This window comes from Arthrobacter sp. 210 2, from assembly GCF_059093025.1.
The window spans coordinates 119,417-132,781 of the sequence record NZ_JBNHIE010000011.1 but is presented as its reverse complement, the minus strand read 5'-3'; the positions used below and the strand labels follow the sequence as shown (position 1 = coordinate 132,781).

Annotated in this window: 12 protein-coding genes and 2 riboswitches; of the genes, 11 read left to right on the top strand and 1 reads right to left on the bottom strand. The window is 65.8% G+C overall.

Features of this window, described 5'->3' with window-relative positions; all coding sequences use genetic code 11:
- The first annotated feature begins 2 nt into the window (after positions 1-2).
- Positions 3-659, top strand: a complete 657-nt coding sequence (locus tag AC5RWA_RS18440) for a DUF3027 domain-containing protein (protein WP_494058606.1) — start codon at positions 3-5, stop codon at positions 657-659.
- A 106-nt stretch (positions 660-765) separates the two neighbouring features.
- Here AC5RWA_RS18440 and serC read toward each other — a convergent pair whose 3' ends face one another.
- Positions 766-1,896: a phosphoserine transaminase gene (gene serC, locus AC5RWA_RS18435; RefSeq protein WP_494058605.1), complete on the bottom strand. Its 1,131-nt coding sequence runs from the start codon at positions 1,894-1,896 to the stop codon at positions 766-768.
- Between the two features lie 282 nt (positions 1,897-2,178).
- Between serC and AC5RWA_RS18430 the strand changes: the two genes are divergently transcribed.
- The 10 genes from AC5RWA_RS18430 (at position 2,179) to AC5RWA_RS18385 (ending at position 13,365) form a co-directional block, all read left to right on the top strand.
- Positions 2,179-2,874: an iron-dependent transcriptional repressor DtxR gene (locus AC5RWA_RS18430; RefSeq protein ID WP_494058604.1), complete on the top strand. Its 696-nt coding sequence runs from the start codon at positions 2,179-2,181 to the stop codon at positions 2,872-2,874.
- Between the two features lie 147 nt (positions 2,875-3,021).
- Positions 3,022-3,234: riboswitch (cyclic di-AMP (ydaO/yuaA leader) on the top strand.
- 10 nt (positions 3,235-3,244) lie between these two features.
- Positions 3,245-4,063 carry a M23 family metallopeptidase gene (locus tag AC5RWA_RS18425; RefSeq protein ID WP_494058639.1) on the top strand — a complete coding sequence of 273 codons (819 nt, stop codon included), beginning with the start codon at positions 3,245-3,247 and terminating at the stop codon, positions 4,061-4,063.
- 136 nt (positions 4,064-4,199) lie between these two features.
- Positions 4,200-4,370, top strand: a riboswitch (cyclic di-AMP (ydaO/yuaA leader).
- 70 nt (positions 4,371-4,440) lie between these two features.
- The gene (locus AC5RWA_RS18420) at positions 4,441-5,121 is read left to right on the top strand and encodes a C40 family peptidase (RefSeq protein WP_494058603.1); all 681 of its coding nucleotides are present in this window, start codon (positions 4,441-4,443) and stop codon (positions 5,119-5,121) included.
- Positions 5,122-5,280: 159 nt separating this feature from the next.
- Positions 5,281-6,042 (top strand): NlpC/P60 family protein, encoded by a 762-nt coding sequence (locus AC5RWA_RS18415; protein ID WP_079597835.1) that lies wholly within the window; start codon positions 5,281-5,283, stop codon positions 6,040-6,042.
- A gap of 284 nt (positions 6,043-6,326) precedes the next feature.
- The gene (locus AC5RWA_RS18410) at positions 6,327-6,827 is read left to right on the top strand and encodes an HNH endonuclease (protein ID WP_079597834.1); all 501 of its coding nucleotides are present in this window, start codon (positions 6,327-6,329) and stop codon (positions 6,825-6,827) included.
- A 49-nt stretch (positions 6,828-6,876) separates the two neighbouring features.
- The gene (mobA, locus tag AC5RWA_RS18405; protein WP_494058602.1) at positions 6,877-7,536 is read left to right on the top strand and encodes a molybdenum cofactor guanylyltransferase; all 660 of its coding nucleotides are present in this window, start codon (positions 6,877-6,879) and stop codon (positions 7,534-7,536) included.
- Between the two features lie 15 nt (positions 7,537-7,551).
- Positions 7,552-7,845, top strand: a complete 294-nt coding sequence (locus AC5RWA_RS18400) for a DUF6457 domain-containing protein (RefSeq protein ID WP_176156879.1) — start codon at positions 7,552-7,554, stop codon at positions 7,843-7,845.
- Positions 7,842-9,218 (top strand): molybdopterin molybdotransferase MoeA, encoded by a 1,377-nt coding sequence (locus tag AC5RWA_RS18395; RefSeq protein ID WP_494058601.1) that lies wholly within the window; start codon positions 7,842-7,844, stop codon positions 9,216-9,218. Before AC5RWA_RS18400 ends, AC5RWA_RS18395 begins: the two co-directional genes overlap by 4 nt.
- A gap of 111 nt (positions 9,219-9,329) precedes the next feature.
- Complete coding sequence (gene fdhD / locus AC5RWA_RS18390; RefSeq protein WP_079597832.1) at positions 9,330-10,208, top strand: formate dehydrogenase accessory sulfurtransferase FdhD; 879 nt, start codon at positions 9,330-9,332, stop codon at positions 10,206-10,208.
- 124 nt (positions 10,209-10,332) lie between these two features.
- On the top strand, positions 10,333-13,365 hold the full coding sequence (locus tag AC5RWA_RS18385; protein ID WP_494058600.1) for an alpha-mannosidase: 3,033 nt from the start codon (positions 10,333-10,335) through the stop codon (positions 13,363-13,365).

The following is a 13,365-nucleotide window of genomic DNA, read 5'->3' as shown; positions in this document are numbered from 1 at the left end:
CGATGAGTCCGGAAGCTGAACAGCCGGCGGCACAGGCGCAGGACCAGGCAGGTCCCACTCCGGGGGAGGCCGGGACCGCAGCCCCCGCAGGTGCGAAAAGCATTGCAAAGCGCCCGCCGGCAGGTGTGCCGGTGTGGCGGACCGGCAAGCCTGATGCCTTCCTGGCTGCCGCCGTCGACACTGCCCGCGCAGCCCTGGAGGGCATCACCGCTGCCTCCGACATCGGGCCCCACCTGGCAGCCAAGAGCGAGGGCGACCGCCTGGTGACGCACCTGTTCGAGTCGAAGCTTGCCGGCTACGGAGGGTGGCAGTGGTACGCGGTTCTTACCCGCAACTCCCGTTCGAAAGTAGTTACCGTCAGCGAGCTGGGCCTGCTGCCGTCCGAGAATTCCATCCTGGCCCCGGAGTGGGTGCCGTGGGCGGAGCGGGTCCGGCCTGAGGACGCGCAGGACCAGGAAGCGGAGGCTTCGGAACAGGAGACGGCGCCGGCGGACGCCGCCGGACCGGTTTTGGACGGCGTACCGTCAGGGTATGAGGGTACCGGCCAGGACGTGGAGCCTACGGAGGTGGAGGCCACGGATCTCGAGGCAACGGACTCTGATCCAGCGGACACTGATTTTGGGGAGCAGTCTGCCGGGGACGACGCCGGCACACCGTAAGTGCCGACGTCTCCCAACGGGAGACATGCAAAGCGGGGACATACAAGCGGCGCCGCCCGGGCAGGACCCGGGCGGCGCCGTCGAACGTTAAAGGTGTCCCTGCGGCCTACTTCCGCAGCTCGCCCACCACGTAGTCGATGCTTGCCAGCAATGCGGAAACATCAGCGGGCTCGATGGCAACGAATGTTGCGATGCGCAGCTGGTTGCGGCCAAGCTTCCGATACGGCTCGGTGTCCACAATGCCGTTGGCGCGCAGGACCTTGGCCACCAAGGCGGCGTCCACGGACTCGTCAAAGTCGATGGTGGCGATGACGTTGGAGCGTTCATCCGGGTGGGCGACGAACGGGGTGGCGAATTCCGAAGCCTCAGCCCATGAATAGATGCGGCCAGCAGAGTCCGCCGTGCGCTTGGCCGCGAATTCGAGGCCGCCGTTCGAGTTCAGCCACTGCACCTGGGCATCCAGGGTCACCAGGGTGGACAGCGACGGGGTGTTGTAAGTCTGGTTCAGGCGCGAGTTGTCGATGGCGGTCTGCAGGTCCAGGAAATCCGGGATCCAGCGGTCGCTGGCCTTGATCCGGGCGGCGCGTTCCACGGCAGCGGGGGAGAACAGGCCAAGCCACAGTCCGCCGTCGGAGGCAAAGTTCTTTTGCGGTGCAAAGTAGTAGACGTCGCTCTCTGCAACGTCTACGTCCAGGCCGCCGGCAGCCGAGGTGGCGTCCACCAGCACCAGCGCGCCCTCATCGGCACCTGCCACCCGCTGCACGGGAGCGGAAACACCCGTGGAGGTCTCGTTCTGGGGCCAGGCGTAAACGTCCACGCCTGCTTCGGCCGTGGGCACAGGGCGGGTGCCCGGCTCGGACTTAATGATTGAGGAGGCATCCAGGAAAGGAGCCTTGTTGGTTGCGGCCGCAAACTTGGACCCGAACTCACCGAAGGACAGGTGCTGGGCCTTCTTCTCCACGAGTCCGAAGCTGGCAATATCCCAGAATGCCGTAGAGCCGCCCACGCCCAGGACTACTTCATAACCTTCGGGTGCGCGGAAGAACTGGCTCAGGCCTTCGCGGACCGAGCCAACGAGGTTCTTGACCGGGGCCTGCCGGTGGGAGGTACCCAGGATGTTCTTTGATGCCGCGGACAGCGCATCAATCTGCTCCTGCCTGACCTTGGAAGGTCCTGCGCCGAACCGCCCGTCCTGAGGCAGGAGGTCGGCGGGAATAGTGATGCTGGGTTCGCTCACAGGGGCTCCAATTTCGGCGTGGACGTGGCTTTGGTCCGAACGGGTGGATGGTCGCTGGCCGGCAGTCGGCAATGACTGCAACTGAGGCCTTTCCCATTCTGCCTGAACAGCTGTTTCGGCGGGAACCGGACCCGTCATAGTCCAGCCATTGAGACGTCCTGGGGGCAACCGCGAACTATTCGGACAAAGTCAAAATAGGCTAAGCTTGCCACCGGACTACGTCGCAGTGATAGGCGATACGGTGGGACAACGCAAGGTACTGCGCTCGAGGAGCTGAGCTGGATGACGGATCTGATCGACACTACGGAAATGTACCTTCGCACCATTTTGGAGCTTGAGGAAGAGAACATTATTGCCCTGCGGGCCCGTATTGCCGAGCGGCTCCGCCACTCGGGACCCACGGTCTCCCAGACCATCGGCAGGATGGAGCGGGACGGGCTGGTGGTGGTGTCCGGCGACCGGCACCTTGAGCTCACCGAAACCGGCCGTAAGCGCGCCACCGAAGTGATGCGCAAGCACCGGTTGGCCGAGAGGCTCCTGGCCGACGTCATCGGACTCGATTGGGCGTACGTGCACGACGAAGCCTGCCGGTGGGAACACGTCATGAGCGAACGGGTGGAGCGGCGCATCTACGAGATGCTCGACCACCCCACGGAGTCGCCCTACGGCAATCCCATCCCGGGACTCGCTGCCCTGGGCGGCCAGCCCCTGCCGGGCGGTTCCGACGGAGCCGTGAGCCTGCTGGAAGCGATGAAAACGTACGGTCCTGCGTCGACGGTCACCGTCAGCCGGCTGGCCGAACCCATCCAGGTGGAGCCCGAACTGCTGGTCCAGCTTGATGAGGGCGGCATCCGCCCCGGCGCCACCGTGTCGCTCGAACGGGTGGGGGACTACATCTCCGTGCGGGTACCCGGCATCGAAGGTGCGCTGGAGCTTCCTCCGGAAGTGGCCGCCCACGTGTTTGTCGCGGTCCGGTAGACGACCCGCCCGGGCGCGATTACCCTATCGAATGGCATTTAGGCAAAGATAACGGAATTGTTACTTTGGGGTTTAAGCCTCTATAGTTGAACGCGAGCGTTGATACTAAAGCGTTACCTGATCCGGAGCCGAGCTCTGCCAGCGGACCAGGTGCACGAGCAATAACTGGCAGAGGCGGGGGAACCACAAGCGGCAGCGGGGGACTGCCTTGGGGTGAAGTCCGTCAGCAGCAAGCCTCTTCCAGCGAAGGAACCCTTTCCGGGGATATCTCTGTGCCGAAGCTTGCCTACGGCGGACCGGGTCTTTGAACTCTCTGACCCGAATCCGACAGCTAACTTCGCAGGCTTTCAGAGAGGAATCCTTCTTGTCCATGCAGACCTCCAGGGGGCGCCGCCGCGCGGCCAGCCCCGCTTCGACACCGCGTGTCGTCGAAGTCATCCACACGGAGCGCCCCCGCGATCTCCACCGTGATGCGCGCCGCCGTCGGGGTCCCTTCCAGCAGATCACCGAGTTTGCCTCCGCCAGCGGCATCGGCCAAAAAGCCGGTATTGCCCTTGCCGCCACCGGCCTGGTGCTGACCGTGACTGTTCCGGCCACCAGCCCCGTGATGGCCACCGACGCCGGAGGCACACCTGTCGCTGCCTCGGCAGTTACGCCCCAGCCGGCTGTCACAGCCGAGGCGGGAGCCCAGATTGACTTCAGCCGCTCGGCGGTTGTCACGCAGGCTGACCCGGACGGCAAGCTTAAGCAGCTCCTCAGTGCCCAGTCTGCCGGCGCCGTCTCGAGCGCCGCTTCTGCCGGGAGCCTTGGTGCCCCGCTCGCCGCCATGTCCACTGCATCCCCCTTCGGCTACCGTGTCAGCCCCATCACCGGCGGCTCGGGCGACTTCCACCGGGGCCAGGATTATGTGGCACAGTGCGGCACCTCCGTCCTCGCTGCTGCCACCGGCACCGTGACATTTGTTGGCTGGCACCAGTACGGCGGTGGAAACCGCGTTGTGGTGGACCACGGCAACGGCCTGGAGACCACCTACAACCACCTGTCGTCCTTCAATGTGACAGAAGGCCAGACGGTCTCCCGCGGCGACGTTGTCGCGCTGAGCGGGACCACCGGAGCTTCCACCGGCTGCCATCTCCACTTTGAGGTGCAGGTCAACGGCGAAGTTGTCGATCCCACGCGCTGGCTTTAGTCAAATGAGTGCAATGTCTCACTTGGGTGTTACCAGCCGTGACCTGAATGTGACATTGCTGCAAAACTCCTGTACCGTCTAACTCGCGTCAACTTTTCCGAAGTTGACGCTCTTGAGTGGATTGCCTAGCTCTGCCACCGCTCAAGGTCCGTTCGCATTTCATCGTCTGGCAGGGGCGGGGGAACCAATTTTGGCCTTCTTCATGAAGGCCTTGGGGTTAAGTCGCAAAGCTTCCTTGGAAGCCGCGCGGCCGGGTGACTCCCATCCGAATCCGACAGCTCACCTCGCAGGCATTGGGAGAGGCTACCTTCGTGTCTTCACGCCATAATTCTGCGCGCCACCGTGCACAAACGGTTCGTACCAACCCTTTGGACGCCATGTCCAAGGCTGTTAGTGCCAATGCCGGGACAGTAGGTCGCCAGGCAGCAGTTGTCGCAGCTGCTTCCGGTCTTGTTCTTGGTATGGGACTGCCGGCCACTGCAGCGGACACCACCGCTGGTGTCTCCGCTTCCACCGAGTCGGGTTCCGCGCAGACCGCCCTTGCCGTCACCGCCGAGCCCACCGCAACCGTTTCCTTCGAACGCCCCGTGGTGACCACCATCGCTGCGCCGAAGATCGAGCCGGTCCGTGCCCAGTCCACCGACGCCGACGAAGCCGACGATGATTCAGCTGCGGCCACCACTGCATCCACCGCAGAAAAGGCAGTGGCGGCGGTCAGCTCAGCAGCCACCTCCGGCCTCGCGGCTATCGCCTACACCGGCATCGGCAGCCCCTACGTCTGGGGCGGCACCACCCCCAACGGCTGGGACTGCTCAGGCTTCACCCAGTGGGTTTACGCCCAGGCCGGCATCAGCATCCCGCGCGTCAACGCCTGGACGGCCATGACGCCTACCTCCACCCCGCAGCCGGGCGACCTGGTCATGCAGAACGGCGGCGCACACGTGGGCATCTACGTCGGCAACGGCATGATGATCAGCGCCCTCAACCCTTCCCAGGGCACCCTGCTGCACTCCGTGGCCGCCACCGGAACCTCCTCGTTCTACACCCTGGGCAAATAGTTCTTGGGCGCTTCGGCCCCGGGAACTATTTCTTTGCCCCCTGTTTTTCGCTAGATCACACATCCCCGTTCGGGGCGCGCCGACATACCCCCAAGATGCCGGCGCGTCCAAAACTCTCGGGCTGCCCACAGGCCCCGAGGAAATCGAAAGAGAGAACTGATGACTACTCGTGCTACCGCACGGCACCGCGCCGAGGTCACCAAAACCAACTCAATCGCCGTCATTGCCAAGGCTGTCGGCGATAACGCCGGCGGCGTGGGCCGCCAGGCCGCGGTTATTGCCGCCGCTTCCGGCCTGGTCCTGACCAGCGGCATTGCAGCCAACGCTGCTGATGCCAACATCCAGCGGGATTCCGCTTCCGCCTCGACGCTGGAAGTCGAGTCCGCTGTTGAAGCCCCCATCTCCGCGGCTTCCACCATCGCCATCACCTACGAAAAGCCCGCCGTGACCACTACGCCGGCCCCGGTTGTTGTCGAGGAAGAGCCCGAGGTTGAGGTTCAGGAAGCCGCTCCGGCAGCCCAGCCTGTTGCAGCTCCGAAGGTCACCGCCACGGTTACCGCTGCTCCCGCCCCCGCAGCTCCGGCGTCAGCCAGCGGCAAGGGTGCGGCCATCCTGTCCGCCGCTTACGCCCAGCTGGGTGTTATGCAGGACTGCACCATGCTGGTGACCAACTCCCTGGCAGCCGTGGGCATCAACTTCCACGACTGGCCTGCAGGCTACCTGTCCCTCGGCCGCACGGTCAGCGCCGCCGAAGCCCAGCCCGGCGACCTGATCTATTACGCCGACGGCGGTGCCGGCATGGCCCACGTTGCTGTCTACGCCGGCAACGGCCAGGCCGTGCACGGCGGCTACAACGGCAACCAGACGGTTGTCTTCAGCGCCAACGTAGGATCCGGCCCGGTATTCATCCGCGTGAACTGATGTTCCCGACGGGACGCCTGGTTGATCCCCGGCTGACCTGACGGACTGTCCGCTTGAAGGAACATGACCCCTGCCTTTGTGGCAGGGGTCATGTTCGCTTTAACGGACTGGGCGCACCCTGTGGCCCGCCCTGCGCCCCCATGATGCAGGAGGGCGATGCCGGGCAGATTAGCCGATAGTGGACTTCTTTGTTTACTCTTGTGGTGTCGATCCATAGCCCGGACCATGCCGAGGGCAGCCGGCCCTCGTGCCCCTGACGGGTGCGGCCGTGAAGAGGTACGTGCATGCGCACTCTCGTTCTGAATGCTGGATATGAACCGCTGGCGGTTATTTCATTCCGCCGGGCGCTGGTGCTTGTGCTGACCAACAAGGCGAGCGTGGTGGCTGAGGGGGACGATCCCGTGGTGGGTCCCCAGGAGATCCTGGGCCGCCCGTCCGTGATACTCCTGAACCGCTACATCCGTCCCAGATACAACCACGCCACCGCCGTCAGCCGGCGGGGTGTGCTCAGGCGGGACGGGCACAAGTGCGCGTACTGCGGAAAAGCGGCCCACACCATTGACCATGTCCATCCAAAATCCCGCGGTGGTGCCGATTCCTGGGAGAACCTGGTAGCCGCCTGCCTCCGCTGCAATAACGCCAAAGGGGACCATACCCCGGCCGAAATGGGCTGGAAGCTGCGGTTCGTGCCGGAGCCTCCGCACGGCACCATCTGGCAGATTAAGGAACTGGAAAAGCCCACGCCGGCGTGGGATCCGTTCCTGTTGCCCGAACGCGCTGCCTGACCTGCCTTCCGCACCCCGCCACATCCGTGACCGCCGGTAGGCTGGGACCGTGGAATCGAACATGCCGTCCTTTGATGCCCTCATCCTGGCTGGGGGCCGGTCCGCACGGCTTGGCGGAGTGCCGAAGCAGAACCTGCAATTCCAGGGTGCCACCCTGCTGGAGCGCTCCCTTGCTGCCGCTGCAGCGGCCCGGCGCATTGTGGTGGTGGGTCCGCCCGGGCTGATTCCGGAGGGCATCCTGTCCTGCCGTGAACAGCCCGAGTTCGCCGGGCCGGCAGCCGCGATTGCCGCCGGTCTGGACACCCTCGCCGGCGCGGGGGCGGGGTCCGACTACACTCTGGTGCTCGCCTGCGACATGCCGCTGGTGACCGACGCGGTCAGTGTGCTCCAGGCGTCCCTGGCAGCCGGGGAACGAACGGGGGCGGACGCAGTCCTGGCCCGGACTGAAGACGGCACACCGGCAGGCCGGATCCAGCCACTGGCCGGTTTTTACCGCACAGGTGCGCTAAAAAAGGCTGCGCAGGATCTTGCGTCCCGGGGAGCCCTGATTAACGGTTCTGTCCGCTCGCTCCTTGCTAGTCTGGACGTGCAGCTTGTCAGCGTCCCCGCCGCGTCCACAGCAGACGTGGATACGTGGGACGATGCCGCCGCACTAGGGATTGCCGCCGGCAACCAGGACAAGGACCATGGCCGTCCCGGCCGCAGTTAACGTGGGAGGCAGTTCATGAAGAGCCAGGATGAAACGCTGGAGGAATGGTGCAGGTCCCTGCTCCAGGCCTATGAACTCGAGGACGTCCAGGTAGACGTCAACGCCATCCTGTCCCTTGCCGGCGTAGCAGCCCACTCCGTGGTCCGCCCGGCTGCTCCGCTCACCACGTTCATTGCCGGCTTTGCCGCCGGCCTGGCCTCCGGCTCCGGCCGCACAACGGATGCCGCGTCCATGGACTCTGCCCTGGCCGTGGCGCGTTCACTTGCTGCCGACTACGACGCTGAAGCCGCCGGGACCCCCGGCGAATGACCGGGGAACCCCAGGGAGAAGCAGGTAGACCCGAAGGGCAGGACACCCCGCACCACCTTGCCCACACATGGGAGGAAGCACGGCAGGCAGCGTTTGATGCTGCCACGCCGATTCCTGCCGGCCCGGTGGCCCTGGAGCTTGCCCTGGGCCGCCGCCTGGACCAGGACATTGCGGCACTGCAGGACATGCCGCACTATGCGTCCTCGGCCATGGACGGATGGGCTGTCAACGGCACCGGCCCGTGGATCCTGGTTGAGCCGGGGGCCAGGCTGGCGCCGCACCAGGCCAGCCCCATCGTGACCGGCGGCCTGATTCCGCCCGGCGGCAAGGCGATACTGCGCAGCGAGAGCGCGGTTTTGGGCAAGGACGACGACGGGCTCCCCATCCTGGAAACCGGTGGAACCGCGCGACCGGGGGAGCCGCGCAACGGCCAGCACATCCGGAAGGCGGGGGAAGAAGCCAGGGAAGGGGACGTCCTGGTCAAAGCCGGGGTGGAGCTGAATCCCGCGCATCTGGCACTCGCTGCCCTGGCAGGCCACGATGAGGTGCGCGTCCAGGGCAAACCCCTGGTGCGGCTGCTGCTGACCGGCTCCGAGGTCGTGGCGGAGGGCCTTCCGGTTCCGGGCCAGGTGCGCGACACCTTCGGTCCCCAACTGCCGGCAGTGGTCGCAATGCTGGGCGGCATTGCCGGGGGACAGCAGAAAATCGGCGATTCCTACGAGGAATGGCTCGCCGGCCTGGAGGATGTGGTCCCGGAGGCGCCCGGCGCACCCGACTTGCCGGCCGACGTCGTGATCACCACAGGCGGGACCGGACGCTCCGGCACGGACCACCTGCGCCGCGCGGTTGCCGAGCTGGGCGGGCGGCTGGTCATCGACGGCGTGGCCATGCGCCCCGGGCATCCCGCCGTCCTGGCTGAGCTGCCGGACGGCAGGTTCGTGCTGGGCCTGCCGGGAAATCCGCTGGCGGCAATGATGGCATTGTCAACGGTGGGTGCCCCCCTGCTGGCTGCCCTGGGCCACGGCACCATGCCCTCCGTACAGGAGGTGCCGTGCGGAACAATGATCGAACCCGATCCCGGGCGCACCCGGCTGATGCCTTTCCGCCTCCTCTACGGCATGGCATCCCCGGCCCAGCACACGGGGCCGGGGATGATGCGGGGATTGGCTTCTGCCGACGGCGTCATGGTGGTGCCGCCACACGGCGTGCAACTGGGTGAGCCGGTGCCGGCTTTCGCCTTGCCGTGGAGTCCGCCAATTCCCGCCCCCGCTGAAAGCCCGGCCAAGGCCAAGCCCCGCAGTGCGGGCCGGACTGCACGGACGGGCACCAAACCCGCGGACGGTCCGGTGGACTGGAGTGCCCTTCTTGGCTGAGCGGCGCGCAGGGTTATCGTGCAGGGTTAAGAGGGTTGGTTCAGCGGTGCACCTGGTTGAGCCGGGTCCCCGCGGTTGTCATGATGGAGTTATGAACAGGCAAGGTGGGACATGGGACGCGTAACCCAGCGCCGCAAGGTGCACAAGTATGTTCTGGACGGCTCACCGAACGCCATCGAGTTCCCCGTCCGGTACCGGGAGGACGTCCTGGCTGTCGAGGAACCGCTGGAGATCCGCTTGGGATCCCTCTCCTTCTCCGTCACCATGCGGACACCAGGCGACGACTTTGACCTGGTGGCCGGTTTTCTGGTGTCCGAGGGTGTCATCTGGTCTGCTGAACAGCTCGTTTCCCTGCGGTTCTGTGCCGGCGAAGACGAAGACGGAGTCCAGACATTCAACGTGGTGGAGGCGCAGCTGCGGCCGGACGTCCCGCTTCCTGCCACCGGACGCAACGTGTATACGTCCAGTTCCTGCGGCATCTGCGGTACGGACTCCATAGAATCGGTCCGCAAATCCTCGCATTACAGCCCCCAGTCCGATCCCGTGACGGTGGATGCCCAGGTCCTTGCCTCGCTGCCGGCACTGCTCCGCCAGTCCCAGCGCCTCTTTGACGACACCGGGGGAGTGCACGCGGCCGGCCTGTTCAAGGTGGAGGACGACGGCGGTGTAAAGCTTTTGTGCCTCCGCGAGGACGTGGGGCGGCACAACGCCGTGGACAAGGTGGTGGGCTGGGCGCTGCGCGAAGGCCTTCTCCCGCTGCGCGGAACGATCCTCCAGGTATCGGGCAGGGCATCCTTCGAGCTGGTCCAGAAAGCCGCCATGGCAGGAATTCCCGTGCTGGCCGCCGTCAGCGCTCCCTCCAGCCTGGCCGCTGAACTGGCCGAGGCCGGCGGAGTGACGCTGGCGGGATTCAGCCGGGGTACCAGCCTGAACGTGTACGCCGGCAACGCCCGCATCACCGGGCCGGTGGTTCCCGTGCCGTCTGCGTGAGCTTTCCCCGCCGGGAGTTTCCGGGCACGCTCGCAGAAGGGGTTGGATATCAGGCTACTAGCGGGTAGATTTGTCCATCGAATGGACACGATAGTCCACTTTCATACTTTGAAGAAGGCCCATATTGCATGACGACCGCCGGATCACGGAAGTCCGCCTGGAGAGGTTTGTGCGTGAGCGCATCAACCCCGCCGTGTACAGCAGGAGCCTTCCCCTTGCCCTGAGCAGCTGGGATGTGCCGGACGAACCGGTCCCCGCGCTGGAGGCCATGCGGCAGGAATTCCGGCCGCAGGACCACGGCGCCCCATGGGGAAAGCCGTGGGGCACCAAATGGCTCCGCCTGCAGGGCGAAGTCCCCGAATCGTGGGGTACCGAACCTGACACCACCGTGGAAGTTGTGGTGGACCTCGGCTTCACCATCGAAACCCCGGGCTTCCAGTGCGAGGGCATTGCCTGGCGGCCGGACGGCACCATCATCAAGGCCGTCTCACCGCGGAACCAGTACATTCCCCTGAAACTGCTGGGTGGGGGCATGGCCGTGGATTTCTACGTGGAGGCCGCCGCCAATCCGGATGTGGCCCAGGGCTGGACCTTCGCCGCCACGCCGTACGGTGACAAATCCACCGCCGGAACAGCCCCTCAATACCGGCTGGGACCCATTGCCATCGCCGAGCTGAACCAGACCGTGTGGGAGCTGCAGCAGGATGTCTGGACCCTGGCAGGACTGATGGAGCAGCTGCCCCTGGAGCTGCCCCGCCGCCATGAAATCCTCCGGGCCCTGGAACGCATGATGGACGTGATGGATCCGGACGATGTTGCCGGAACCGCCGCAGCAGGACGCGATGCGCTCGCCGGGGTCCTGGCCCGGCCTGCCTACGCGTCCGCCCACCAGCTGGTCGCCACCGGGCACGCGCACATCGACTCCGCCTGGCTCTGGCCGGTCCGGGAAACAATGCGCAAATGCGCCCGGACGTTTTCCAACGTGGTGTCCCTCATGGACGAGAACCCGGACTTCGTCTTCTCGTGTTCCTCGGCGCAGCAGCTTGCCTGGATCAAGGAGTTCTACCCTGAGCTGTTCAGCCGGATCCGGGAAAAGGTCCGTTCGGGCCAGTTCGTTCCCGTGGGCGGCATGTGGGTGGAATCGGACACCAATATGCCCGGCGGCGAAGCCATGGCGCGGCAGTTCGTGGAAGGCAAGAGCTTCTTCCTGGCCGAGTTCGGCATCGAATGCCGGGAAGCCTGGCTGCCCGACTCGTTCGGGTACTCCGCAGCCCTGCCGCAGATCGTGAAATCCGCCGGCAGCCGCTGGTTCCTGACCCAGAAAATCTCCTGGAACCAGACCAACAGGATGCCGCACCACACCTTCAACTGGGAGGGCATCGACGGCACCCGGCTTTTCACCCACTTCCCGCCGGTGGACACCTACAACTCCGAACTGAGCGCACGCGAACTCGCCCATGCCGAGCGGAACTACCGCGACCACGGCCGGGGAACAGTCTCGCTGGTGCCATTCGGCTATGGCGACGGCGGCGGCGGGCCTACGCGGGAAATGCTGGCCGCAGCAGCCCGCACTGCCAACCTGGAAGGCTCCCCGAAAGTCCGGATTGGATCGGCGGAGAGTTTCTTCCAACAGGCGGAGGAAGACTACCTGGCCCTGCCCGTGTGGGTGGGCGAGATGTACCTCGAGCTGCACCGCGGCACGTACACCAGCCAGGCCCGGACCAAGAAGGGCAACCGGCGCAGCGAACACCTGCTGCGGGAAGCGGAACTGTGGTGCGCCACCGCCGCCGTCCGGACAAACGGCGCCTACGCCTACCCGGCGGCAGAACTCAAGCGCCTGTGGCGGCTGGTGCTGCTGCAGCAGTTCCACGACATCCTTCCGGGCAGCTCCATCGCCTGGGTCCACCAGGATGCCGAGCGCAACTACCAGGCGATCGAAACCGCCCTGGAAACACTCATCGGCCAGGCCGCTGCCGCTGTGCTCGGTCCGGGGGAGCGGCAGTTCCTGCTGAATGCAGCACCCCACCCGCGGGACGGCGTGCCGGCGCTGGCAGCGGCGGAACGCGCCACCCATCCTGAGGCTGTGTGTGCCACAGCTGATGCCGGCGGCTACATCCTGGACAACGGCATCATCCGCGCCGTCCTGGACGCCGATGGCTTGCTCACCTCGCTGGTGGACTACGCCAGCGGACGCGAAGCGATTGCCCCGGGCGAGCACGGCAACCTGCTGGAACTGCACCGGGACACCCCCAACGAGTGGGACGCCTGGGATATCGATGAGTTCTACCGGCGCAACGTCACGGCCCTGGCCACCGCACTGTCCGTGAGCCTTGAAGAGCACGGTAGCGCCGCCGTCGTGGTGGTGGAGCGGCTGGCCGGTACCTCACCGCTCACACAGCGCATCACGCTGGAGCCTGGAAGCCCCTCGCTGTCCATTACCACTGCCGTTGACTGGCAGGAACGCGAGAAGCTGCTGAAGCTCGGTTTCGCCCTGGACGTCCGCGCGGACCGGTCCGCCGCCGAAACCCAGTTCGGACATGTTTTCCGGCCGACGCACACCAACACCTCCTGGGAAGCTGCCAAGTTCGAGATCTGCGCCCACCGGTGGATCCACGTGGCTGAACCCGGCTACGGGGTGGCGGTGTCCAATGCGTCCACCTACGGGCACGACGTGGGCAGGAGCGTCAGGGCTTCCGACGGCGGCACCACCACCACTGTGCGCCTGTCGCTGCTGCGCGCCCCCAAGTTCCCGGACCCGGAAGCGGACCGCGGCGATCACGAACTGACGGTCACCATCCGTCCCGGCGCCGATATCGCCGACGCTGTCCAGGAGGGCTACCGCACCAATCTGGCTCCACGCCTGGTCCGCGGCGCCTCCCCGGTTGAACCACTGGTTGCCGTGTCTAATCCCGGGATGGTGATTGAAGCCGTCAAGCTTGCCGAGGACGGTTCGGGCGACGTGATCGTCCGGCTGTACGAATCATTGGGGCAACGCTCGGCCGGCAGGATCACTGCAAACTTCGAGGTGGGGGCCATCCAGCCCGTGGATCTCCTGGAGCGCGGTCTTCCGGCTCCGGGGGTGCAGGCGGATGAAACGGGCGCAACACTCCACCTGCGTCCCTTCCAGCTGGTCACCCTGAGGTTCGTCCGCCCGTAG